The 25,551-nt window shown below is 53.7% G+C and carries 18 protein-coding genes and 1 pseudogene; 9 read left to right on the top strand and 10 right to left on the bottom strand.

Features of this window, described 5'->3' with window-relative positions; genetic code table 11:
- The first annotated feature begins 53 nt into the window (after positions 1-53).
- From A6X21_RS19380 to A6X21_RS19370, 3 genes are all read left to right on the top strand, one after another.
- Positions 54-1,010: an STAS domain-containing protein gene (locus A6X21_RS19380; RefSeq protein WP_068851446.1), complete on the top strand. Its 957-nt coding sequence runs from the start codon at positions 54-56 to the stop codon at positions 1,008-1,010.
- Between the two features lie 173 nt (positions 1,011-1,183).
- Positions 1,184-2,428 carry a GspE/PulE family protein gene (locus A6X21_RS19375; protein WP_068851443.1) on the top strand — a complete coding sequence of 415 codons (1,245 nt, stop codon included), beginning with the start codon at positions 1,184-1,186 and terminating at the stop codon, positions 2,426-2,428.
- A gap of 415 nt (positions 2,429-2,843) precedes the next feature.
- Positions 2,844-4,640, top strand: a complete 1,797-nt coding sequence (locus A6X21_RS19370; RefSeq protein WP_068852245.1) for a cation:proton antiporter — start codon at positions 2,844-2,846, stop codon at positions 4,638-4,640.
- A gap of 21 nt (positions 4,641-4,661) precedes the next feature.
- On the opposite strand, the gene A6X21_RS19365 is transcribed toward A6X21_RS19370, so the two are convergent.
- The 6 genes from A6X21_RS19365 to trpE all read right to left on the bottom strand — a co-directional run bounded on the left by A6X21_RS19365 (position 4,662) and on the right by trpE (position 13,768).
- Positions 4,662-5,789 carry a magnesium transporter gene (locus A6X21_RS19365; protein WP_083233793.1) on the bottom strand — a complete coding sequence of 376 codons (1,128 nt, stop codon included), beginning with the start codon at positions 5,787-5,789 and terminating at the stop codon, positions 4,662-4,664.
- Positions 5,790-5,894: 105 nt separating this feature from the next.
- On the bottom strand, positions 5,895-6,272 hold the full coding sequence (locus A6X21_RS19360) for a hypothetical protein (RefSeq protein ID WP_068851441.1): 378 nt from the start codon (positions 6,270-6,272) through the stop codon (positions 5,895-5,897).
- A gap of 139 nt (positions 6,273-6,411) precedes the next feature.
- Complete coding sequence (locus A6X21_RS19355) at positions 6,412-8,406, bottom strand: monovalent cation:proton antiporter family protein (protein ID WP_083233751.1); 1,995 nt, start codon at positions 8,404-8,406, stop codon at positions 6,412-6,414.
- A gap of 206 nt (positions 8,407-8,612) precedes the next feature.
- A complete protein-coding gene (locus tag A6X21_RS19350; protein ID WP_083233750.1) occupies positions 8,613-9,443 on the bottom strand; it encodes an ROK family protein in 831 nt (276 codons plus the stop codon).
- A gap of 991 nt (positions 9,444-10,434) precedes the next feature.
- Positions 10,435-11,547 carry a WD40 repeat domain-containing protein gene (locus A6X21_RS19345; protein WP_165603872.1) on the bottom strand — a complete coding sequence of 371 codons (1,113 nt, stop codon included), beginning with the start codon at positions 11,545-11,547 and terminating at the stop codon, positions 10,435-10,437.
- Between the two features lie 601 nt (positions 11,548-12,148).
- Positions 12,149-13,768: an anthranilate synthase component I gene (gene trpE, locus A6X21_RS19340; RefSeq protein WP_205847501.1), complete on the bottom strand. Its 1,620-nt coding sequence runs from the start codon at positions 13,766-13,768 to the stop codon at positions 12,149-12,151.
- A gap of 801 nt (positions 13,769-14,569) precedes the next feature.
- On the opposite strand from trpE, the pseudogene A6X21_RS25925 reads away from it, so the two are divergent.
- The 3 genes and pseudogenes from A6X21_RS25925 to A6X21_RS19325 form a co-directional block, all read left to right on the top strand.
- A pseudogene (locus A6X21_RS25925) lies at positions 14,570-14,935 on the top strand (UvrB/UvrC motif-containing protein); the annotation flags it as partial.
- The gene (locus A6X21_RS25805) at positions 14,933-15,118 is read left to right on the top strand and encodes a UvrB/UvrC motif-containing protein (protein ID WP_438822582.1); all 186 of its coding nucleotides are present in this window, start codon (positions 14,933-14,935) and stop codon (positions 15,116-15,118) included. The pseudogene A6X21_RS25925 and the gene A6X21_RS25805, both read left to right, overlap by 3 nt.
- Before the next feature lie 114 nt (positions 15,119-15,232).
- Positions 15,233-16,303, top strand: coding sequence for a protein arginine kinase (locus tag A6X21_RS19325; RefSeq protein WP_068851424.1), 1,071 nt, complete (start codon positions 15,233-15,235; stop codon positions 16,301-16,303).
- 58 nt (positions 16,304-16,361) lie between these two features.
- On the opposite strand, the gene ispD is transcribed toward A6X21_RS19325, so the two are convergent.
- The gene (ispD, locus tag A6X21_RS19320; RefSeq protein WP_068852236.1) at positions 16,362-17,126 is read right to left on the bottom strand and encodes a 2-C-methyl-D-erythritol 4-phosphate cytidylyltransferase; all 765 of its coding nucleotides are present in this window, start codon (positions 17,124-17,126) and stop codon (positions 16,362-16,364) included.
- A gap of 205 nt (positions 17,127-17,331) precedes the next feature.
- On the opposite strand from ispD, the gene A6X21_RS19315 reads away from it, so the two are divergent.
- Entirely contained in the window at positions 17,332-17,913 is a 582-nt protein-coding gene (locus A6X21_RS19315) for a hypothetical protein (protein WP_068851421.1), read from the top strand.
- Positions 17,914-17,965: 52 nt separating this feature from the next.
- Here the strand turns inward: A6X21_RS19315 and A6X21_RS19310 are convergent, their stop codons facing one another.
- A complete protein-coding gene (locus A6X21_RS19310; protein ID WP_068851418.1) occupies positions 17,966-20,110 on the bottom strand; it encodes a hypothetical protein in 2,145 nt (714 codons plus the stop codon).
- Positions 20,111-20,163: 53 nt separating this feature from the next.
- Positions 20,164-21,195, bottom strand: a complete 1,032-nt coding sequence (fhcD, locus tag A6X21_RS19305; RefSeq protein ID WP_083233749.1) for a formylmethanofuran--tetrahydromethanopterin N-formyltransferase — start codon at positions 21,193-21,195, stop codon at positions 20,164-20,166.
- A 362-nt stretch (positions 21,196-21,557) separates the two neighbouring features.
- Here fhcD and A6X21_RS19300 point away from each other — a divergent pair, with 362 nt between their 5' ends.
- Together A6X21_RS19300 and A6X21_RS19295 are read left to right on the top strand one after the other, a co-directional pair.
- Positions 21,558-22,325: an ABC transporter ATP-binding protein gene (locus A6X21_RS19300; RefSeq protein WP_068851415.1), complete on the top strand. Its 768-nt coding sequence runs from the start codon at positions 21,558-21,560 to the stop codon at positions 22,323-22,325.
- A 67-nt stretch (positions 22,326-22,392) separates the two neighbouring features.
- A complete protein-coding gene (locus A6X21_RS19295) occupies positions 22,393-24,690 on the top strand; it encodes an ABC transporter permease subunit/CPBP intramembrane protease (protein WP_068851412.1) in 2,298 nt (765 codons plus the stop codon).
- Here the strand turns inward: A6X21_RS19295 and A6X21_RS19290 are convergent.
- Positions 24,672-25,361, bottom strand: a complete 690-nt coding sequence (locus A6X21_RS19290; protein ID WP_131818450.1) for a hypothetical protein — start codon at positions 25,359-25,361, stop codon at positions 24,672-24,674. The genes A6X21_RS19295 and A6X21_RS19290 overlap by 19 nt on opposite strands.
- Between the last annotated feature and the right edge of the window lie 190 nt (positions 25,362-25,551).

Raw genomic sequence — 25,551 nt, 5'->3', positions numbered from 1 at the left:
ACTGACAATCTACCGACCGACCATCTCATGTTGTCGTTTGCTGAAAGCGGGCCATGCTGACAAAGCCAAACAGTTACCAACTCGTGCTTGAGAATGGGCAACTCATCCTCAAATTGCTGCCCGGATTGACGGAAGCTCCCTGGTCAGAAATTGAACAGGCTGGATTTGAAGCCGTTTCTGAAGTTCAGAAATTGGCCAAACCCCAGGTTGTAGTCGATCTCACCGAGCTGAATTACATCGGCAGTTCTCAGGTCGCACTGGTGATCCGCGTCTGGAAGGCCGTCAAAGTTCAGGATGGAGCACTGGTCGTCGCGACATCGAACAGTACTGTGCGTGAAGTGCTGGCACTTTCCGGGCTCGACCGCGTCTGGAAGCTTGTCGAAACCTCTCAGGAGGCTCAGGCCGCACTGGGCCGTCGAGACATTCAACCGACCCTCGATGATGATCCGAGTGATGCCTCCCCACTCCCGGCCTATGCACTGCTGGCAGCCTGTGTCGTGGGAATTCTGGGCCTCATTGCTTACGGGATGGATGCGATTGCACCGGGGAGAATTCTGTTGGTGACCGGTGGTTTCATGGCACTTGCTGCCGGCATCTGGGGCTTGTTGACCACCTTTGGCACGTTGCGTCTGTTCGCCGGGAGTGGAGTCTCTGCCGGGGTTGTTCTCGTGTTGATCTCCTTTCTTTTGCCACAGCCCAAAGGCGAGTTTCGCCGCAATGAATCTGAAGGTGAAGAGGCAGCAGCGGGCGCTCAGGCGGCTTCGCCGGTTCCAGCCAAAGTAGGAAAATCCAAGGTCAATCCTCCCAAGGATGATCTTCCCGGCAATCAACCCGCTCCAGCACAGCCATCTGCTCCCGTGAATACCACAAACGAACCACCTCAGGCGACCGTCCCAACAGATGCCGCCGCATCAGACACTTCGCCACCAGCCACCACTCCGCCTGTTGCCAAGCCGGCAACAGAACCTGAAGGCCCGATCACTCCTCGCTCCACACTCAAGGACCTTTAAAACGGGTGTTGGCACACGATGTTCAGAAGCTCTGATTCAACTGACTCCCTCAGAGCCTTGACCGGTGGTACGACCTGGGTTGCTGCCACTCAATTTCTACTCGAGCGATGCAAGTCGTCACTTATTGAAACAGAGATTGTCTGCTGACTTTCTTTCTCTCAGGAAACTCTCCCATGGCTGTCGTCACGGAAACCGCAGGTGATTCTCGTCAACGAGCTCTTCAACAGGAACTACGGGAACTCGTAGACGTGGTGGGGCCCGCTCCTTTGGTGGATCTGCTACTGGAACGCAGCTTTCAGCTCAACGCGACAGATATTCACCTCGATCCGACTCCCACGGGCTTGAGAATTCGACTGCGCGTCGATGGACTGCTGCACGACATCATTGAACTCCCGGGCGAAATCACTTCACAAATTATCAGCCGTCTAAAGCTGATGGCTGGAATGAACATCACCGAAAGACGCCTCTCGCAGGATGGCCATATCAGCGGCGCCTCATTGCGAGCCTCACGCGATATTCGCGTGGGAAGCGGGCCCACCATTCATGGTGAACGCCTCGTACTGCGGCTGATGCCCGATGAAACCGTCTTCACCAAGGTGGAAGATCTCGGCCTGAACGAGTCTCAGCTTCAATTGATTAATCGAGCCCTCAAAAAGCCCTATGGTCTGCTCCTGTGCGTCGGCCCGGTCGGTAGTGGAAAAAGTACCACCACCTATGCGTTGCTCGATCAACTCAACTCACCTCACCGCAGTATCGTCACACTGGAAGATCCTGTTGAACGACGAATTGAATCGATCAATCAGATTCAGATCGATCCCCGCATTAACTTTAACTTTGCTGATGCCTTGCGTGGTGTGTTAAGGCAAGATCCCGACGTCGTGATGGTCGGTGAAATTCGTGATGCGGAAACAGCTCATATTGCCTGCCGGGCCGGTCTCACGGGTGTTCGCGTCCTCTCGACATTACATGCCAATGATACAGCCGCCACGATTGACGTGCTGAGGGAATTCGGCATCCCTCCCATGTTCATTGCCGATGCTGTGAACTGTATTGTCTCGCAGCGACTGGTTCGCAAAGTCTGCACGCAATCGCGAGAAATCTATCATCCCGACGAGGCCGAATGCCGCTATCTCGACATTTCTCCCGATTTCGCTGATACCGTCGATCTGGTTCGTGGAGTTCCAGCTCCCGTCAATTTTGGGACAGGCTATTCGGGACGATCTGCGGTCTTTGAAGTCTTACCCATCGATGCCCGCCTGCGACATGCCATTCTTTCCGAAACACCTGTGACACAACTTCGCCAGATCGCCATTGACGAAGGATTGATCACTCTCGAAAAAGCCGGCCTGCAGAAGGTCCGCGAAGGAATCACCACTCTTGATGAAGTCCACCGCGTACTGCTCACTTCGATCATTTGACCGTCAAGAATGAAACTCGATGGGTGGCTGGGGTCAAACGTCCTCGTTTGCCCCCAGTTCGTTGAACTTTCGTCGTATAAAGCCGATAAGCTCTCCAATCAGGAGAACATTTTTCGGGTGCATTTGCGTTGACAAAGCTCTCTAACTGGGGGCGGATGAAGACATCCGACCCCAACCACCCGATTGTGAAAGACCTCTGTCGTCATCCGCACGAATAAACTCGGAGATGATCCTTAACTCGCCATTGATTTCTGGAATGAGGGTCATCATCTCTTTCTTGAATCCATGAACAAATCAACTTCGCTGCCGTTGACCTGCCTGCTGAGAGAGTCGACAACTGTGAGGAACTGATTCAGTCCCAGTGGCTGAATCAGGAAACCTGATAACTCGACCTCTCACAGCAGGATCCGAATTGTTGCATCATCTTGACTTGATTGTCACTCTCACGGGCGGCCTGACTGCCGCCCTGGTGCTTGGTTACATCACCAACCGGCTCGGGTTATCGCCGATTGTGGGATACCTGCTGGCCGGGATCTGTGTCGGCCCTGCAACTCCCGGATTTGTCGCCAACGCCAAACTGGCAGAACAAATGGCCGAAGTGGGCGTGATTCTGCTCATGTTCGGTGTCGGGTTGCACTTTCATCTGGCGGATCTGCTCGCCGTTCGTAAAGTCGCACTTCCCGGAGCACTGGGGCAAATTCTCATTTCGGCTCTACTCGGCACGGGCTTAGGCCTGATTGTCGGCTGGGGGCTTGTCCCTTCCATTATTTTTGGCCTGGCACTCAGCGTGGCCAGTACTGTGGTCCTGGCACGTGTGCTGGCCGACTTCCGTGAGCTTCATACGAATACCGGCCGCATCGCCATGGGCTGGCTGGTGGTCGAAGATCTCTTCACGGTCGTGACTCTCGTCCTCCTGCCGACAGTTCTTGCTGCCAAAGCCGATCTGGCAGGTGTCACCATGGCGGCAATCATGACGTTCGGAAAGATTGGCCTGTTTGTCGTCGTCGTCATGTACGGTGGCGGTGTAGTGATCCCGTGGGTTTTTGAACGCATGGCCAAGTCGGGATCCAGAGAACTTTTCACACTCACAGTTTTGGTCACCGCTTTAGGGATCGCTGTGATTTCTGTCGAGCACTTTGGTGTATCGATGGCCCTGGGAGCCTTTCTGGCAGGAATGGTTGTGGGGCGATCCGAATTCAGTGCCCGAGCCGCTTCCGATGCACTGCCGATGAAAGATGCCTTTGCAGTTCTCTTCTTCGTCTCGGTGGGGATGCTGTTTAAGCCAGCTCAACTTATCGAGGCCCCGGGCGTGATTCTCGGCACACTGGCCATCGTGCTGATTGGCAAACCTCTCGCGGCCTTCGTGATTGTGATCTCGCTGCGCTATCCGCCGCGAACAGCCCTTTCTGTCGCTATTGCCTTGGCACAGATCGGTGAATTTTCCTTTATCCTCGGTTCTCGCGCCCGGGAATTGGGCGTTTTCCCTGAGGAGGCCAATCAGGGACTGATCGTGGCGGCAATCCTCTCGATCACCATCAATCCCCTGCTCTACGGATTCATCCCCAAGCTGGAGCGATGGATGCATCAGGTGCCGTGGCTCTCATCGCGTTTGCTGGCCAGACTCGATGCCGCCCCGGCAGTCTCTGAAGACCACGAAAAATTCGAAACCAATACTCCCGCCATCATTGTGGGATATGGGCCGATCGGCCGGATGGTTGCCAGAATACTCATCGAGAATGGTATCCGGCCTGTCATTATCGAAATGAATCTCGACACATTCCGGCGATTGCGAAACGAAGGAATGTCTGTCGTCTATGGAGATGCTCGACAAATCGAAGTTCTCAAACAGGCCCACGTCGAGTCAGCCCGGTATCTCATTTTCAGCAGTGCGGAAAGCCATGGTGTCGAAGAGATCATCCAGCAGGCGAAAACTCTGCATCCCCAGATCATGACCTTCGTGCGGACACGCTTTCTGCATAATCTTCCTGAACTGGAGCATTTTGGCGCCGCGAGAATTTTTGTCGATGAAGCCGCCATTGGCCTGGCATTGGCAACATCAATCCTCAAAGACCTCGGCGCAACGGGGGACCAACTCGATCGAGAGCGTGATCGGGTTGAGCGAGAGTTCTTCAATACCAAGCAGGCGACCACCACCAGCCAGGTTTCGGTAGAAACTCCTGTGGTGCCTCCACACGATTCACCGGCAACATGAAAAGTTCACGATGTTATGAACTCAAAGAATCCAGCGACCGAGATTGAAGTAGAAGAGCAACGTCACCACGTCGCTTAATGCGAGTGCAATCGGTCCGGAGGCCAACTGAGGATCACGTCGAATCAATCGAAGCACGAAGGGAATACTCAGGCCCACCAGTGCCGAAGCAGTCACTCCCGCGGCGATTCCCAAAAACAGACTGGCAGAAACCGCCCAGCTTCCCTTCCACAGGAAAGCAATAGCCCCCACAGAGAGTCCGCAACTGATTCCCAGGAGAGCACCGACGATCACTTCAAAAGCTGCTTTACGCGAAAAAATCGCCCAGGTGGGATGTTGACCATGCAGAGCCTGCAGTGCCAGACTGACCGACTGGATACTGACGCTTTCAGCCAGTGCAGTGACCAGAGCAATAAAAGGAGCCACCACTGCCAAAGTCGCCACGTCGTCGTAGGCATCGGCAATAAAGGCAGCCAGCATCCCTCCCAGAACATTGCAGAGTAACCACGGGAACCGGCCTAGAAATGCCGCCCGCGAGTTGCGCTGCGAGGCTTCTGTCAAATGCACACCGATTAACTGAAACAGATCGTCACTGTCTTGCCGGCGATCAATTTCCATGATTTCAGCGGTGTAGAGATCAACATCAACCGCACCAAGAATCTTCTGATCTTCATCGACAACAGGGAACGCCAGCAGTTTATAGCGAGTAAAGTATTCGCAGGCTTCGAGCACAGTGGCCGTCGAGGGAATCGAAATGACGGTTGCAGACATGATGGAGCGGATGATTGTCTCTGGAGGTGAAAGCAATAGCCGGCGGCTGGCAACCACGCCCAGCAGCCGGTGGTCTTCATCCACAACATAGAAGTAAACGATCCGCCCGACGTCATTCGATGCCCGCAAGGCTGTCAGCGACTGCTGCACGGTTTCGTCGGCTTTGAGAATTGGTGAAGCCGAGACAAGATGCTTTGTGACGGGATCGGCAAGCACATCATGGACATTGACCGGTGTTCGCACCGGTCCAACCGTCGGTTCTTGTTCAATCACAGGAACAGAAGCCACCACCACATGCTCCCGGTCAGATCCAGCACTCGCTTCGATGGGTAAATCTGTTGAAGCGGAGCGATCTTCCGGCGCATGTTCTGGCGATGGCATCAATCGTGGTTCCTTGGGGAAAAGATGAGGGAATCCCTGCGACCTGGAAATCTCATGCGGCACTGGAGTTTATTGACCGTTGCCCTGTGATTAGAGGCCCACTCATTAGCGGCCCAGTGATTTGCGGATGTTGAATGATTCCTTCCAGCCTGAAGAACGGCTGAATGCGAGGACCAGTACACTGTTGTATGTGAAAAACAGGAGCAGTGACCAGCGATTCAACCACAAAAACCAATCATTACGCACTTCAGGATCACTGACCGCCAGACCACCCAGTTTCCATTCACACCAGATAAAGCCCGCCAGCGTCATGAACAGCAGAATCATCGCCATCAGATAAGCGGCCACCCGGCAGCTATGCCAGAACAGGCGATGTCCGTGTTGAGTCTGAATTTCCCGATAAAGCAGCAGTATCGTGCCGACGATCGCTAGCAGAGAAATCACCGAAAGGCCATGAATTTCAAGCCAGTGAAGACTGCTCATTGCTTGAACCTTTCGTTAGTGACAGGACGAATGAGGAAGAACTCCCTCGAATGCACACCTGAGTTTGATCTCCGATACAAAGTCGCAGGGAATCTGCCAGATTCAACGCAGAACTCAGCGGGCTGGATCACGCTTTTCGTCAGGCAGGTCTGTCTTCTTTTCCTTCGGCAGGAAGTTCCAATAACTCAATGGCCGTCTCAAACTGTTCCGGCTGGCCAAGGAGCACGAGCACATCACCCAGTTCCAGTTTCAGGTCAGCAGCCGGATTCGTCACGACCTGCCCTTTGCGTTTGACCGCCACAATGGTCACACCCGTCAAGTTTCTCAGTCTGAGCTGCCCCAGTGTTTTCCCGATCGCATGCGAATGCGGAGCGAGTTGGCAGCTTTCAAATTGAGCGTCGAGATTCCCATCGGGAGTAAAAGAAAGCAGTGTTCGCCCCAGAGCCTGCCCTCGAAATGCCTGATAATGATCCGAGCGAATATTGGCCACCAGACGGTTAATCATATTGCCAGGAATATGATACTCCCGCAGAACGTGAGCAAAAATCTCGAGTGAGGTTTCAAACTCTTCGGAGATAATGCTATTCGCACCCAGCCTCTTCAAATCGAACGATTCGGTAAAGTAGCGGGTGCGTACGACGATATGCAGATCAGGATTCATCTGACGCGCCAGTTGAACTGTGCGGCGTGCAGAGATCGGGTCATTAATCGCCACCACCAGTGCTTTGGCTTTCTCGATATGAACATGTTCCAGCACAGATTCCCGGCCTGAATCACCATAGTAGATCGATTGTCCCTGGGCTCTTTCCCGACGGACTGTCTGTGGATTCATTTCCAGCACGACATAAGGAATCTTCAATTCTTTAAGTACCGTCGCCAGATTCCTTCCATTAAACCCATATCCAGCAATCACGACATGGCCGTGAAGTTCATCAATCGAATCGTCCTCGGGAGGAGTGTACTTCTGCCACGACTTAACCAGTGGCGATTGCTCAATCACATCAATTAATCGAGGCAACCCAGCCAGGACTAAAGGCGTCGCCACCATCGATAGCACGGAAACGGCCAGAAAGAGCTGATATTCATCCGCAGTCATCAGCTTGACTTCGAGACCGCTTTTCGCGAGCACGAAAGAGAACTCGCCAATCTGTGCCAGCGAAACCCCAGCAAGCACTGCCGTTCGGAATGAATACCCAGCCAGCAGTGAAGGGACTGTCGCAGTTAATGCCTTCAGCAGCAGAATGGCAATTAGTAACAGTGAAATCGACCATCCATGGGTCATCAGATAGTTGATATCAAGCAACATCCCGACTGAGATAAAGAACAGACTGCTCAGTGTGTCTCGAAAGGGCATGACCTCCGCGAGCGTCTGATGACCATACTCCGATTCAGCAATAATCAGCCCCGCGAGAAATGCCCCCAGTGGCAGAGAGAGTTCAACCATGTTGGTCAGTGCGGCTGTACCAATACAGATCACGAAAATACAGATGAGAAAGAGTTCCCGGTTGCGAGTCTGGACGATCTGATAAAGCAGTGGCGGAACAGCAAACCGCCCGACGATGATTATCGCCAGCACCATCGCCAGTCCTTGGGAAACATCCCATAGAAATGAATGATGCTGGCCCGATTCGGCTGCCAGCAGCGGCACAACAAGTACACAGACAACAACCAGCAGGTCTTGAAACAGCAGCACCGCAACTGAGATCCGCCCATGCGGCGTTCCCAGCTCTCCCCGATCAGCCAGCAGCTTGATTACGATGGCCGTCGAAGACATGGCCATCAGCATCCCGGCAAAGACCGATGAGTTCCAGGCAATGCCGGTCGCCATGCAGGCGAGGGTCCCGGCCAGTAATGAAAACCCGACTTGAGGAAATCCGACCTGCAGCATCATCGTGGCCATTTTGACCACACGGGAAAGTGAGAACTCCAAACCGACGGTAAAGAGCAGCACCACCACCCCGATTTCGGCGAGAAGTTCCACCCGGTGAACATCATCAACCACCTGCAAACCATAGGGGCCGACGACAATTCCAGTCGCCAGCAATCCCACCACCGTCGGAATCTTGAGCCGGTGGAAGAGATAGACGACCACGCCCGCGCAGAGAAACACTAACAGAAGATCTTTCAGAAACACGGCTTCATCCTCGCGATGGATCCTGCTGGCAGGAGGGTTGTCAGCGAGGAGAGTCGTAGCAAAGTTAGGCTACAAGAGCGAGTCCGACTCGCTTATCGAAGCACTCACTTCGGTAAGTTTTGATGCGACAATTCAAATCGGGAGTGACTAATCCCTGAAAACTTGCCTGAAGGAAAAACTTCGGAATCAGCCTTGGGGAGCAACGCCTAACCCACGCCGGGGGTTGATTCGAAGGGGGAATCCGACGCTGGAGAGTCCACAATCAGGCAATGGGCTCCTTCGGCCTGTGGTGCTCGAACGAGCGACGTTCCCTGGACTCGAGTCCACAATGCCAGACCGCCGATGAGCCCCAGAATATTCTGCACCAGCCGGACATCAGGCGGCAGCCCGGCTTCATGGAGCATGCGCGCATTCCCACCACCAATGTAGAGGCAGTCAAAGTTAAACGTGGCTCTTAACAAGGCAATCGCCCTTAACAGAGAAGCCTGCCATTCCTCAAGCCCCAGACGCTCCAGCGCCGCCTGGCCGAGTCGCTGCTCATACGTGGCATTCTGCTCAAAGGGATGATGGGGCAATTCGAGATTAGGGACCAGGATGCCGTCGATGAACAAGGCAGACCCCATCCCTGTCCCCAGTGTGAGCACCAGTTCAACCCCTTTGCCGGAAATGGCGCCAAAACCCTGCACGTCGGCATCGTTGGCAATCCGAACGGGAACTTTCAAACGCTGCTCGAGTTCTCCTTCAAGAAAGAAGTCTTTCCAGGCGGGCGATAAGTTGGGTGCGGTCCTGGTCACACCCTTTTGCACAACTCCCGGAAAGCCGATCGCCACGCGGTCAAACGGAGCCAGTCGCTGCGCGAGCGTTTCAATCACACTCAGGACAGCCGGTGGTGTTGCTGGTGAGGGAGTGGGTAATGATTCCCGCTGACGAACAATCTCACCACTGTTCTTGAGAACCAAAGCCTTGATGTTTGTACCGCCAATATCAACTGTCAGCGTCAATGGATCCGAGGCATTTAAGCCACGATGACTCACCATTGCGGTAGCAGGGCTGGAGACGCCATTTCCCGGTCCAAGTGGGCCCATAGTCAGCCCTGTATTCAAACCAGCTTTCAAACCTGTGTTCAAAGCAGACTCTCCCGGCTTCACTGGTTGTCAGTCATGCGATGTTGAAACAGGCTGGGCCTACTCATCGCGTCTGAACGATTCGGTGGCGTTCAGCCTCCGTTCTTGACGTGACAATAACGAATCTGATCTGATCCACCAAGAAACCAAAGCCGCGACTCAAGAAATCAACTTGGGCTTCATCAGAGAAGCAGCCTCCTCACAATGCACGCAAGATCATTCCGTACTCGATGAACGAAACTCACCGAGCGACTTGCGAGCAGCACTTCAAGAGAACTGTGCGGCGAGAGAGTTGGGGAGTTCGTAGCCGATTCCAAGCCTTACCACCGCAAAGTGTGCCCCACTTGCGGCTCGGAACTGCCCCCTGCTCATCACTTGGCACCGTGGCCCGCCCCGACAAGAGGTGATCACGGGTGGCCCGGCCAACTCGTGGCCGGGTCGTTGTGTTCGACACAACGACAAGAAGCCGCGCCATGCGCGTCACCCTCTGGAACCCTCGCCCACGTCTTCGTGGGAGAGGGCAGGGTGAGGGTCTTTTTCCAATTTCATAGTGCCGACGCGTGGTCTTCACGCTTTTCGACGGGTGGCCCGGCCAACTCGTGGCCGGGTCGTTGTGTTCAACACAACGACGAGAAGCCGCGCCATGCGCGTCACCTACCACAGCCTTTCACATTGCCTTATGTGCCATGCTTGCGGCTCGGAGCAAGCATGCTGGATAGACTCTCGAAAAGTCATTAATTCTGAGATGTGCATCAATGTTGTGTCCATCTGCATGATGACAAGGAGACCGTGTGGCCAGGGTCAAACGTCCTCGCTCACACCCAGAACATCAGGCACAGTTCCCTGGTGGCGAGCATCCTGGTCACTCGTGGCGTCCATCCGTGGGAAAACCCATCACGCACCACTAGTTGAGTTCATAGATTGGCGTGGAACCGCTCGCTCCCCAGACTTTGATACTGCCATCAAGTCCGCCAGTCAGCAGGCGTTCTCCGTTGTGGACAAAACAGACTTGCCGCACAGCCCCGGTATGACCTTTCAGGACTCGAATCTGTTCCAAAGTGTCGGCATTCAGCAACTGGCAATTCTTGTTAAAGCCACCTGCTGCAATCACCGATCCATCCGGGCTGAAGGCCAGCGAGCAAATCTGGTCTGAGGCAATCTTTTCTTTAACAGGAAGCTGGCTGGCATCTTCAGAAAGACAGACCACCGTACCGTTCAAGTAACCGGCAGCCACAGTGTTTCGGTGGCTCCAGGCCAGGCTGATTGCCCGATCGGTCACACAGATCTCGTGCCGCAGACAGGCTTTGGTCTTGGCATCCAGGATCGTGAGGCTTCCATCGGTACCGGCAATCACGATACGCGAACCATCCGGGCTGTATTTGGCCAATAAAGCCGATTCACTGAGATTACCACCTTGAGGGCAGGAAATGTCATCCAGCGACCTTTCGATCACCTCACCTGATGACATCGTGATCAGCAGCTTTTCGTTATCGGGAGCAAAAGAGAAATCAGCAGGCCATTGGCTGCCAAACGTTTCTCGCAGATTGAGGGCATTGGCTTCACCAATCGAACGGTATAGCACGGAGTTATTGCCCAGTTCGGAAACCGAGAGGTAAGTCTCTCCATCCGGAGAGGCCGTGAATGTGGGATAGCAACGGGAAGAGATGTCGAAGGACCGCAGAACTTCTCCCGATGAAATTGCTACAAGGCGAATCGGGCCATGAGCACGCACAATCCAGACTGCGTTTTCACTTTCCATCGGAAAGAGGCGAATCACTCCCGATTCACTGGTGCTTGAGGCAGCGACAGGACTCTCTGGATCTGTCGATTGAGTCATGCCCGAACCGAGGCACACAATTCCGGCGAAAACAAAGCCGATCATGAGCAACTCTCGGCCCCAGGCCACCACACCTTGCAGCATGGCCCGAATTCCGCCGGTCGCTCCAGGACCTTGAGCCCCAGAGGCAGTTGATACATAAGTTCCTGAAACATCGTGGTTCAGTCGGTCGGCAGACATGAAAACATCTCCGGGTCGAGCACATTCGTCTCGATGAAGCGGGCTGCAATCGGCCATCGCTGTTTCATGCTGAAAAGATTCAACATTCACAGGACCGAACGGGGCGGGAAGTCAATCGGCGGGAAGCATTGGCAGGACTGAAACAACAATCTCATCATTTCATCAAGTTGTGATGAAGACGATGTGAAACATCACTGATCCCAATGCAGAGCAGATTGTGTGCCAAACCACTTAGCCGGCTTGTACTAGCGATGTAAGTATTTTCTGGTTAAAAGTTTGCACAATTCGCTTATGGCGTGTGCTCTCATAATGATCAGTTGATGCCAGCAGTTTCATCGCCCGAAACCTGAGCACACATGCTACGGATTAACAGCGACTTAAACGTCTATTGGATAGACATAAAGCACAACGTTGATCCTCCTGCAACTGGCTCAAGCGCCTGACGGATCATCCTTTTTGCCATCATTCAGGTGCCGCCATTTATGGCGCCACAGAGAGAAGTAGCTCACCCTCGTCAGAATCTGCTGTGCAACAAAGCCGCATCGGGCCATACAGACCCATGGGCTCAACAAGCCGGAGCACTCCAGATCCATTGATCCAGCTAACGCGTCAGTTGCTTCTCAGCAACTTCAATGGCTCTCAAAAGTGCCTTGGCTTTATTGAGCGTCTCTTCGTATTCCAGAGCCGGAACACTGTCAGCCACAATACCGGCACCTGCCTGGAGATACACCACGCCATCTTTAACAACCAGTGTTCGCAGTGCGATACAGGTATCGAGATTGCCTGAAAAGTCGATATAGCCGACGGCACCTCCATAAGGCCCGCGGCGATGAGGTTCCAACTCATCAATGATCTGCATGGCACGTACTTTGGGTGCACCAGAAACAGTCCCTGCCGGCAACCCCGATCTCAGCGCATCCAGGGGTGTTTTACCTTCGGCCAGTTGACCAGAAACATTCGAAGTGATGTGCATCACATGGCTGTAACGCTCCACTCGCATCATGTCTGAAAGGCGAATCGTGCCAAAAGCCGCCACTCGCCCCACATCGTTCCGAGCAAGATCGACCAGCATGATATGCTCCGCCAGTTCCTTCTCATCGGCGAGCAGTTCAACTTCGAGGGCCCGGTCTTCTTCAATCGTGCGGCCTCGTCGTCGAGTGCCGGCGAGTGGTCGGATGGTTGTCTCCCCCTCCTCGACACGCACCATAATCTCTGGCGAAGCACCAATCAGTTGGGATTCGGCTGTTTCCAAAAGAAACATGAACGGGCTAGGGTTCACCACTCGCAACGCTCGGTAGATATCCAGTGGTGAAGCCTTGCTGCGTCGCGTCAGACGCTGGCTCAGAACCACCTGGAAGATATCGCCTGAGCGAATGTATTCCTTGGCCTTTTCGACAATCTCTTCAAATCCTGCCTGAGAGAAATTCGAGGTGTACCCTTCGCTCACCGGCCCCAGAGGCTTGACGTCGGCAATTGCGAGTTGATCCGGTTGCGACAGCTTCTCGACCAGCAGGTCAATTCTTTCACAGGCGCTTTCGTAATCAGCCAGACTCACTTTGCCATAGACCGGCACATGAGCGACGACCAGTACTGTCTTCTGAATGTGGTCAAAGATCACCATCAGATCGTAAATCGAAAAGACCAGATCCGGGAGCTGCCGGTCATCATGAGGTGCCTCGGGCAGATGCTCGACATATCTCACCGTGTCATAACCGGCATACCCGACGGCACCGCCAATAAAGCGTGGGAGTTCCGGAAGATGGACACCAGGGTAGCGTCCCAGAAGTGCTTCCAATTCTCCCAGTGGATCTTGAGAAGTGTATGATCTGGGCAACTCCATGGTCCGTGAAGGATCTGTCTCGATGACAACCGACTCACCGGAAGCACTGATCGTCAGAAATGGATTCGCACCGGAAAAACTGTAGCGACCGACCTGTTCCCCTCCCACGACACTCTCAAACAGAAATGAACACGTCGAGGAACGAATTCGCGAATAGGCACTCACCGGCGTGAGCGTATCGCTGAACAGTTGGCGATAGACCGGCACCATCACAGCAAATGGTTTTCCCTCAGCGCTGGCTTGCTCTGCCGTCGTCCGATTTTTTTCCAATCCCTGGTTGGCCAGGTCTCGAAACTGATCCCAGGTCGGATAATGGACTGCATGTCCTGTTCCGGAATCAGGGGAAGCCAAATCGGTTTGAGGCGAGGAACTCGACGACATGACATGCCTTCGGTGATGCAGGTGTAAGGAGGTTGAGGTGGCACCCGTTGATGAAAACACTTGCCACACGTCGACAACAGGCAGAGGCAATTGGCAGGTGGCTGATTTGTCTAAAAGGTCGTCACATTACAAAGAGTCGTCTGCTAACAAAAGGTTCAACAGAGACAGCCCGTCAGAACATCAGGTTCTCTGGAAGTGGCTTGCACTTTGAATTCGGTCTCGACCTGGGGGTGAGGATCCTTCATCGAAGTCAGAGCATCCTGCAGGAAAGAGCGTGTGCACCTGACAACGCCTGAGTTGGGGTGCTGAACCTTGGCGGCTGAGTCGGGGAAGCACAGCCTTGCAGATTGAGCCGGGCCGAATGAGAAAGGCAGAATGAGGATAAAACGGGTGCTGAACGAAACTCCCCATTTGGTAAAGACTTGGAGCCTTGAGAGTCTGCGGGCTCCCACCTTGACAGTCACCCGGAGAGGGATAGAATTCTGGTATTCAATCGATTTGCATGTTATGCAAAGTGATTGTCGGCAAGGTACTTACGTCATTTTTGATCAAGATTTCATGTGTTCGGTTCCGGTCATGGAGAAATTTCCCGTTCCTCTATGCCCACAGGAATATCAACTGAGCACGGCTGGAAAACTCGCTGGAATTTGTTCTGAGTTCACCTTCATCTGCCCCGAGTTGATGGTATCAGCACAGTGAGCACATCGTTTTGAAAGTCGGCGCATCGTTTTGAATGAGTGGCGAAATGAGAGACTGCTGTCAGTAGTGATGGCTTGAAATCAAAGGGCGGTAGACCCTGAGTCAGATTCTGGAGAAGAAAGGTCGAGCATGAAAAAATGCGAGCATTGCTCAAAACCTGCAGTTCTCCACATTACCGAGCTTCAAGACGGCAGCGTTGAGGCACACCACCTTTGTGAGTCTTGTGCCAAAGAGTATCTGACACAAAGTTCCGAGCCGGAATCTGTTGAAGTCGAATCGTCTCTCTCGATCGACGAGAGCGACGACTCCGAAACCGCTGAAGCGGCTCCCCAGGAGCAGCCGCCCTGTCCAAACTGCGGCATCACATTCAAGGAATTTCGCAGCCTGGGCCGCCTAGGGTGTGCACACGATTACTCGCATTTTCGCGAGGAGTTGACTCGACTGATCGAGAATATTCACAGCGAAGTGCAGCATGTCGGGAAAGTTCCCAAAAGGCAGCCCGATGCGAGCCGACAGCAGTTTGATCTCATTCGGCTCAAGCTGCAGCTTAAGGAAGCCATCGACGAAGAAAACTACGAAAAAGCGGCAGGACTCAGAGATCAGATCCGGCAGGTCGAACTCGAACTGCGAAGTTCCTCCCCTGCCACCTAGCTCCAGATTGTAACGGAAGACCCCTGATACCAGGCCGATGGTTTGTAACCGTGACGCAAAACTGATCCAATCTGCTGATTCTGAAACAAATGTTGAGAGAGGGAGAGTGGGCCTGTGAATCTGGATGTCCTCACACAACGCAGCGGAGAATGGTTGCGAGGCACCGGGCCAGAGGCCGATATCGTGATTTCCAGCCGGATTCGTCTGGCCAGAAATCTCGCTGAGTTTCCCTTCGTGAATCGTGCCTCCGATGCTGTCCGGGCACAGATTGAAGACTTCTTGCGGGAACGCATTGAAAAACTGCAAGGTCGTCGTCCGCTCACTTACCTGAGAACGAGTGATCTGGAGCCGCTCGACCGTCAGTTTCTGGTAGAGCGTCAACTCATCAGCCGCGAGCATGCCGAAGATCATGGCCAATGCGGCGTCGGCGTCTCTTCGGAAGAAAATGTCAGCTTGATGGTCAACGAGGAAGACCATCTGCGGATGCAGGTCCTCCGCAGTGGGATGGATCTGGATGCCGCCTGGGCCGAGATCAACGAAATCGACGATCTCATGGAGCAGGAGGTCGCTTACGCTTTCGATTCTCAGTTTGGCTACCTGACCGCCTGCCCGACCAATGTGGGGACTGGGATCCGCGTCAGTGTGATGCTGCACTTACCAGCACTGGTCGCCACCAAAGAAATTCAGAAAGTCTTCCAGGCTTTGCAGAAAATTGGTCTGGCTGTGCGTGGCCTGTATGGGGAAGGAAGCCAGGCCATGGGGGATTTTTATCAGATTTCCAACCAGGTCACGCTCGGTAAGAGTGAAATCGACATCATGAAATCGATCAAAGATGTCGTCGCCCAGATTCTTGGCTACGAGCGCCGCGTGCGGACAGCACTCGTCAAAGAAAATCGACAGGCGCTGCATGATCAAGTCTCAAGAGCATTTGGCATTCTGCAGAACGCGCAGACCATCAGCTCTGAAGAAACCATGCACCTGCTGAGCAGTGTGCGCATGGGTGTGAATCTGGGCCTGATTGACGACGTGGAGATTCCCACAGTCAATGAACTCTTCATTCAGACTCAGCCCGCACACTTGCAAAAACTCAGGCATCAGAAGCTGGAATCGGCTGAACGGAACATTGCTCGTGCGGCCTATATTCGCCAAAGACTGGCTGAGAACAACCCGCACACCTCGGCTTAATTCACATCCCGTTCGCCCAAGCTTTGATGTCAACGAACCTGTCGTCACTTCAGCAAAGTTACAGATCAAGCAGGTTCACCGATCTGGGCTCGATGAGATCATCCAGAGCTCTCTCTTTCGGCAACTGGTCGATCAATGCATGGGCCATGCGTAAATCATCGAGTGTCGTGATTTTCAGGTTACAAGCCGAGCACTCCACCACGTGAATGCTCTGTCCGGCCTCCTCGAGCATCTGAGCTTCGTCGGTCGGTTGTGCGGTTCGTCGAACGGAAATTGCCGAGAGAAGATCCTTCCGCCGAAAGACCTGAGGCGTTTGAGCGAGCCAGAGCTGGTTCCGCGGGATGGTGGCCGTAATCCGTCCTTCTTCATTCACCTGTTTGACAGTACTCGTCACTTTCTGGGCCAGGATTGCTGCGCCATATTGCTTCGCTGCGGCAAAAACATCGTCAATCCAGAGCTTACTGATCAGCGGCCTGGCCGCATCGTGAATCGCAACAAACTCCGCTTCTGGTTTCACTCGCTGCAATGCAGCTTGCACCGAATCAGATCTCTCGGCACCACCTTCGCAGAGTTCAATATTCAATAGTGCCAGATGAGAGCGGAACTTCTCTTTGAACCATTCGATGTCTTCAGGCGAGAGCACCACAATCGTCTGAATAACATCTGGTCGCTCGACGAAATGTTCGACGGCCCTGAGCCACACCGGACGGCCTTTAAGGTCGGCAAACACCTTTTTCCGACTGGCCGTTGAAGCCATGCGGTTATTGCCATTAAATCGTGTGCTTTTTCCCGCAGCCGGGAGTACGACAGCAAACTTGCTCACCACAAGGCTCCTCAAAGATCGCTCGACCGTTGGTCACATTATAAAGGGCCTGATGAGACAAGGAAGTCAGTGATCGCGAACTCGCTGCTTGACGCCTCGAATCAGACGTTGTCTGATGACGAAAGAACGACTTCAGTAAAACCGGTGCATAATGCATGTGAGTGCTTGTTAAGTGCCGGTCAATCATGATGAGAGGAGCTACGAGATGAGTTTGAATGGTGTCCTGAGACTTGCGTGCAGTTTTCTGCTGGTGGCGGGTGTTGTCTCGATTTCGACGAAAACAGCATCAGCCGACGAGCCTAAGACCACCAAAGTCACGATCAAGGGATTGGAATTAGAGATTCCTGCCGCCTGGAATTCTCAGCCACCAGCCAACAGTATGCGACTGGCTCAGTTTCTGGTCCCGGGAGCAACTCCCGAGGCTTCTGCCGAACTCGTGATCAGCTCATTTGGTGGAGCCGTCGATGCGAACCTCAACCGCTGGGCTGCTCAATTTGCTGCTGATGGTCGGGAAGTGAAAGTCACTCGCGGGAAAGTTCCTCAAGGTGAGTATTACCTCAGTGACATCACCGGAACATTCAACCAGCCAGTCGGGCCTCCGATGGCGGGTAAGACGAAAGCTGTTCCAGGGACTCGTTCTCTCTCCGTGATGCTCCTCACCCCAGAAAAGGGGACCTTTTTTCTCAAGCTCACAGGGCCGGATGCCACTGTGAAGGCTGCCGCCGATGATCTGCGAAAAACCTTCGGAGCATCTGCAAAAGACGAAACTCCGTACACTCCTCAATAGTTCATTCTTAATCACTGAAAGCAGCCATTCATACCAGAGAGTGATGCAGGAATCACTCTCTGGTGCTGCTGTCTGATGCCGCCGGCGCACTGGAAAGCGGGCTGTTGGGAGCCGGGGCTGGGCTGGCTTGAATCATTTGCCAGGTTTGCGTCGCCACAAGCTGGCCACTTTGAGCATCTCGCAAGGTCTGCTCCCACTGAATCGTTCCAAAAGGGACTTCATCCGACAGCCACAGATCCCTGCGATATCTCAGCACCGGTTGCGTTGATTTCGCATTCGCCTCCTGCGGAAAAGTGACCTCGCTCGCAGCCCGTTGTGTACGGAATGCATCTCGCCTCAGTGGCGTTTTCAGATAACGAATCGGCCCGGGCGCATAAGGTCTAAAAAGTGGTAGACCACGCAGAAAATTGAGATCATCCAGTTGTTGTGCGAGGGTGACCGGCTCGAACCATCTCAGAATGTTCGCCGGGCTCTTTCCAGCCATAAAACCCTCTCGATCAATCCAGAGAGTTCGCTTCTTTGTCGAGATAACCGCTATCTGTGGGCTTTCATTCCAGTCCCCTGTCGATTCTTCCACATCGATGCGTGTGTAGCGATTTTCTCCCTGCTGACGAACTTCACCTGTGGTTTCGAGCCTCAATGTCTGTCGTAAACCGGTAGGGGAAACTGCCTGCCAGACAGCCGAAGCCCGTTCTGCAGGAATGCTGGAAAACCAGGTGGACAGTTCAGCCTTGAAGGGAGGCGGAGCCTGTTGATAGTTGAGCCAGCCCTGGCGTGCCATGGCTGTGAAGATCCACGGCTGTTGCCACGGATTCCCCAGGGGAAGCCAGGCCGAGAAAATCGACAAAGAGGCCAGCCCGACAACGAGTGTACATCGAGGCCAGGTGCTGAACCAGGAGGTGAGTCTCGTGGCTGCCGAGACCATTCCAAAGGGAACCAGCCACAAAGCCCACCGCAACGTGACGCTGACACCACCATAATTGTAGTTCTGCGTGCGTGTCATATAGAAGGACAGGACGATCACCCACGTGGCGAGAGCAAGTAACCCCAACTGTTCCTGGAGCGTCAGATTCCAGCGAAACTTCTCCTTCCAGGTGCTTGGCAGAATCATGATCCAGGCGGGGATCGCCAGCAGCAGAAATGGCATCTGCGAGAACAGCCCGTGGTGGCCCGCCAGGCAATGGAACAGATAGACCGGAAACGAATCGAGATTCAGATCCACACCTTGAGGTTCCATCCAGTAGCTCGGAACCCCCTCCTCCACAAAGCGATATCGTTCGGTTCCATAAGAGGCATACAGCGGGATGACTTCTCCAGAGGCCACAAAATTGCAGAACAGAAATGCTCCCAGGGGGAGGGCCGCACCACAGCCAAATCCCAGAGCCTCCTGGAGCAGTCCACCTCGCCGGGAGTTAAAACAAATTCGCACACAGGGAATGGCGACCAGCAGCACAGCAGCCGGCAATTCGAAACAGAACAGGAGACCCGTCAACAGACCTGTCAGGCTGGCCCACAGCTCTGGTGATCTCTGGCGAAGAGCGCACTTGATTTCTGATTCCACCTCGGGGACGTCATTCACCACTGGCATGAGTGAGACCAGCCAGCCTGTCAGACTCCAGAGCACCATCAGAGAAATGGCAAAAGCCGGGACATGATTGTTCAATGTCGCCAGAAAGGGAATGGCCATGGTTCCAAAGGTGAGCACGACCAGCACGACTATGGCTGTTTTCAGGCCATTCGAGATGACAGGCAGGACTCGTGAAATCAGCCACAGGCCCCCGAGATAAGGGACCAGATTCAAGATCAGTAAGGTGATGCCGGAGACCCATTGGGTGTGCTGAATCAGATCCCAGCCCAATAGTCTCAATGGTGCATAAATACCCGCTGCCAGCATCGCCAGCATCGGTGGCTTGGTGCTGTAAAAATGCCCGTCGATCTTGACCATGTCGATGGTATCCCACCCGGGAACTCGACGGATTTCGTCGATCTGGAAAGTCCCGCGTTCAACAATCGACCAGACGGCACACCAGCGCGAACGGTCATTTGCACTTTGCAGAGGATGCGCCTGCAGGATGACGGCGGCTTGAATGACACCCGCGATCAGCAGGATCCAGAAGACAAAGTCGCGGTAATGATGCAGTGAGTTTTTGGAACCGCCACGACCTGAATGCGAGTTTGATAAGGTTTCGTTCGACATTGAAGAGCATTCAAATCATCAGGAGGAGCAGATTCGGGTGGGAACAATCGGTCTCAAGCCGAGTGTAATCCATCGACCCCTAAACGAGAGATCGGAAAATGGTGAGGCCCCAGCTTACCACCATAATTTCCAGCCGAAATGACTGTTAATCCCCGGGCACCGAGCAATGATTGAAACGCCGCTTTCATTGAACGTTCCACCGCATCGAAATCGACACCGTCAATCACGATCTCATAGACAGCCACTGTCCCCTCGGGAAGCAGCGGATCTTTGTGGATGGCACCGATTGTCGGGCAGAATTGATCATTTGTGCTGGCCCTGAGACCTGCATATTTCGACCCTACTTTACTTCCGCTGCGAACAATTCCACCGGGGAAAGGAAGAATCACTCCCGGAATGGATCGAGCCGCCACGACAGCCTCTTCAGCAGCGAGCAACGTCTGAGCTTGAGTCGTTCCACCAAAGATCAGGTTGCCACCTGCGACCCCTTTGCCAGTCCCGATGGAATCCTCGCACACAAATTCTCCATCCATGACGGGAATTCGCCAGTAGCGCTGATCACCAAGCTGCTTGGACATCTGATACCCGTCTCCGAAGTACCGTAATCCATCCCCCAGGGGAATTCGCTTTTGAGGATCTCCTTGCGTCCATCCATCAAAGACTGCAGTGGTGGCACATGTCAAAAGACATTGCCCCACTCGATTGACTACCGCTTTGGCGAGTTGATCGCGACTGAAACTGAACATCAGTAACGCTGCACCGGGCCGGCCGTCCGGCGTTTCTTCCGGTGTCAGCTTACGCTCGATACCCGCTTCGAGATCACATCCAATCACGCTCGTCGCATACCCGGTAAATGTCACAGCCGCAATCTCGACCCATCGCTCTGTTTCGGCTGTAACAATTAAGCGGGCAAACGACATCGGGAAGGCTTCGGCAAAAGTCTGCTCGACAAGGACGCCCGATGAAGTTCGCAGCCAGCGCAGCCCTGGATGTGCGGGGTCTTCTTGGGAGAACCCCTTCGGTATTGAACCCTCCAGCAAAGAGTTCTGGAGTTTGACAGCATCCTGGTTGGCTGGCTCAGTCAAAACAATTTCTTTCCGACACAAGTTTCAAATCGATCGTAATCATGCATGCTGAAGTGGAATTGGCCAGCAGAAGAACATGGTTATCACAAGTTTCGACAGTTCTCGAAAGCATGCCAATCGATTTTGCACTTGGTATTTGAAGTCGATCAGCGCGAGTCAGATTCTTCAAAAAGGGATCCCCAAGCCTTACCCATTGATGCAGCCTGATTGCAAAAACGAAGAGGTTGAGTGATGATCAGAAGCCGATTCTCTTTCTTAATGATTGCTCTCTGCAATCATCACAAGATTCGCCAGGAAGTTCCGCACCAGGCTGACGCACACACCTTCTGTGATCAATTACTAACAACCGGAAAGCCGGTGACATGCTCGAAGCGAGTTTATTGACAAAAGATTTTGGAGAAGGAGCCAGCCGTGTACGGGCTGTGCATCAGCTCTCATTGACAGTTCAAGCGGGTGAAGTTTATGGCCTGCTGGGAGCCAATGGTGCGGGCAAGACCACGACCTTGCGCATGATCATGGGGCTCTTGCCTCCCACTTCGGGAGAAGTGACTGTCGATGGCTTTCGAGTGACGATTGAGCCGGAAGAAGTCAAACGCCGGATTGGACTCGTCTCGGCCAGCACTGGCATTTACCAGTGGCTCACCCCGCGTGAAATGCTGGAATACTTCGGAAACATCTACAGTCTGAGTGCGGAACAGATTTCGCAACGCATTGTCGAATTAAGCCAATTGCTTGATTTTGCCAAATTTCTTGATCGAGCCTGCGGCAATCTTTCGACCGGGCAGAAGCAGCGGATCAACCTGGCTCGTGCTCTGTTGCATGATCCTCCCATGATGCTCCTCGACGAACCGACGCGAGGCCTCGATATTCTCGGGACTCAGGTGATCTTCGAATACATCGGCTTATTGAAATCTCAAGGAAAAGCCGTGGTCCTCTCAACCCACCGGCTCGATGAAGCAGAGAGGTTCGCTGACCGATTTGGCCTGATTGATCAGGGCTCACTCCGATTCGAGGGAACATTATCCCAGTTGCAGGAACAGACTGGTTGTACCCATCTGGTCGACATGTTCGTCAAACATCTGGGGAAATCACTGCTTGCCCCAGCTTCTGACTCTCCGGCAGCAGTTTAAGTACACAAATACGCCAGCACGCAAACAAGCACACGAAATGCACCGCCCTGTCGAAAGAAACTCTTTGATGGCACCATCGACCAGGCAGCAGAATCATTCGTTCGTTCGTCAACTGGCCCGGCTCTGGAAGCTGGCCCAGAAAGAACTTCGCGAGACATTGCGAGATCGTCGCACCCTGCTCACGCTGCTGGTCATGCCACTTATCACTTATCCGCTGGTCGGAAGTGTCTTACAGAAATTCATGGTCTCCGGACTGACAGCCATCGAGCGACCTGTCTATCGGGTGGTGGCCACTGATCTCGAGCTTTCTCAACAGGTGGCTGCCGTTCTACGAGAGGCGGATGAACTGGAAGAATCGCAACCTGCAGAGAGGGAAGGCGCCGCAGCCGATTCCTCATCCCCGCGTGATCAGACTTTGCCAGGGTCTCCGCTGTTGAAGAGTCTCGAGGGTCTGAGCACAAAATCAGCGCCCGATTCGACAACATCGGGAACACAGCAATTCGGCGAAAAAATCCGTGCGAAGTTGAGACCAGATATCCGCGTGGTCTTGCCACAAGACCAGAACTCCACACTCGATGTGAAACTTCTCGTGGAGGAAGGGTATGCCGATGTCGGCATTCGTCGCGACGAGAAAGGACGCTGGGAACTGGTCTATGCTCCGCAGTTCACGGCCAGCCAGAATGCTCACGAGACGCTTCTTTCCCGTTTCAAAATCGTCAATCAGAAGTTTGTCGATGATCTGCTGGCGGCACAACATCCTCCCGCCCGTCTTCCCGCAGCCACCACAGATCTCGTGCTGAAACTTTCACAGGGAGGCCCCCTGGTTTCCATAGGAGCATTGATCCCGCTGATGCTCATCTTGATGACGATTACCGGGGCTGTTTACCCAGCCATTGATCTGACAGCCGGTGAACGTGAACGAGGAACACTGGAAACATTGATGGCAGCTCCATTGCCACGTTTAGAGATCCTCACGGCCAAGTACATCGCGGTCGTGGCTGTAGCCATGCTCACGGGAGCAGTCAATTTACTGGCCATGTTTGTGACTCTCAGTTCCACCGGGCTCTCCGCCACGTTGTTGGGAGAAGATGGGATCACCATCGGTTTGATTTTACGCCTGGCAGCGATGCTGGCCCTCTTCGCCAGTTTCTTCTCGGCAGCGCTATTGGCAATCACCAGCCATGCACGCAGTTTCAAAGAAGCGCAGGCGTATCTGATTCCACTGATGATCATTTCGCTGGCTCCCGGAGTGGCAAGTCTACTGCCGCAGTTTCAGTTGTCTCCCACCATGGCGTGTATCCCGGTATTGAACCTGGTGCTCGCCACCCGCGATGTTTTCTCAGCCACCATCGACTGGTCACTCCTGGCACTGACGATTGGAACGACGGCAATTGCCACAGGGGCCTGCCTCGCTCTCGCAGCCCGTTCATTTGGTGGAGACGCACTGCTGGGGGTCTCACAAACTTCGTGGCGAGAATTCTTCCAGCGCCCCAGCGAGAGCACTGGCACGCATAAGTCCTCTCTCCCACCGGTCGCCGGCTGGGTGGCTTTATTGGTCGTGACGCCACTCTTCATCGTCATCGGAGGACTGGCTGGGAGTCTGAGTCATTTAACTCTTGAGGTTCGTTTATTGCTCAACGGCCTGGTGACTATCGCATTGTTTGCAGGTGTTCCTGGCCTGATGATCTTCTGGAACCGGTGGCCCCCGGTGCGGACACTGGCACTCCAGCGCCCCAGATTTCTGGCATTGCTCTTAAGTGCTCTGGCAGGTCTCTCGCTTTGGATTGTCCTGCTGCAGGTGGAATCGGGGATGATGTCAGACACCAGAAAGGAAGAACTCGTCAAACTCTTTGGCAGTCTTCAGATTCAGATTGGAGCCATCCCACTGCCAATCAAATTACTGGCTCTGGCGATCATTCCCGCATTTTGCGAAGAGATTTTCTTTCGTGGATTGCTGTTCTCCGCCTGGCGACGATCACTGGGTGCCTGGCCCACCATCATTTTCACCGGCCTGGTCTTTGGCTTGTTTCATATTCTCATACGGGATGCGGTTGTACTCGAACGGTTTTTGCCGACGGCGCTCCTGGGCATACTCCTGGGTGCAGTCCGAGAAAAAACCAATTCGCTCTGGCCGGGAATTCTTCTCCACGTCCTCAACAACGGGACGGTTCTCATTTTTGGCCAGTATGCCGAAGCCTTGATGGCCTGGGGCTTTGACACACGCGAGCTGAAAACATTGCCGGTCGCGTGGTGGCTCAGTGCGCTGGTGATCGGCGCGACTGCGGTCGGCCTGTTACTCAGCGTGGGCCGGCCGGTTCGATCAACAGAAAACGAAACGCCAGTACCTCACGGTTTGACTGTCTGAGCGACTTTAACAAATGGCTTGAGATGGCAAACCGTCTGGCCCTTGAGATTGCGAATCGAGAAGACTTCAGGGGAGACCTCCAGAATCTCATACTGATGTTCTGCGCCCCACGATTTACTCAACGATTCAGTCGTCGCCTTGGGACGACCACCCTTCATTTTCATTTCCAGAATGTTGCCAGCCACTGACCACTGGAAATCAAACTCAAGTTTCGAGCCATACAGCAATGCACCAACCGTGTCGAGTTCGAGAATCATCACCCCCGTGCCATCTTCTGCGAACTTCATGATCCTGCGGCCATGAAAATGGTCTGTCCATTCGCCCAGAAACTTCACTGGAGCGGCACTGCTGGAAATCTCCGCTTTGGGCTGATCAACATCTTGGGAAAGATTCGTGTTATCTTCGGGAACGTTTTCTTCTGGCCGAGTCGACGCTGACCCTGCAATTGTCGATGAGGCTGTCTGATTCTCATCTTCCGGGGTCGGATTCGATGTGCTGACTTCCTGGCGATCGAGTGGCACCGAAGTGGCTTGAACTGTCGATAGACCGCTTTCGGCAACTGACCCGCAGCCGGCAAATGATGTTGTGGCTGCTAACGTGCAGGCAGCCAGTGTCAGCCGGAGCTGATCGCTCTTCAGCAGATATCTCATGTGCCGAACCGATCGAAACATCGAAAGATACTCCATTCACAAAACTCTTCTGACGAACCGTCGAGAGCTTTTGTTTTTCATCTCAAGATACTTTTCGAGACATCCTTGCTCTGTGAATACACTGCTTTAGCAGAGGTTCTCAGGCGGGGTTCTTTGTTGTGAGACAAACTCGTCAGCACCTCGTCAGTAAACAGTGTCTCGAAAAAAGGGA

This window comes from Planctopirus hydrillae, assembly GCF_001707835.1.
Classification (GTDB): Bacteria; Planctomycetota; Planctomycetia; order Planctomycetales; family Planctomycetaceae; genus Planctopirus; species Planctopirus hydrillae.
The sequence above is the reverse complement of the archived record's forward strand: the minus strand, read 5'-3'. Positions and strand labels throughout refer to the sequence as shown.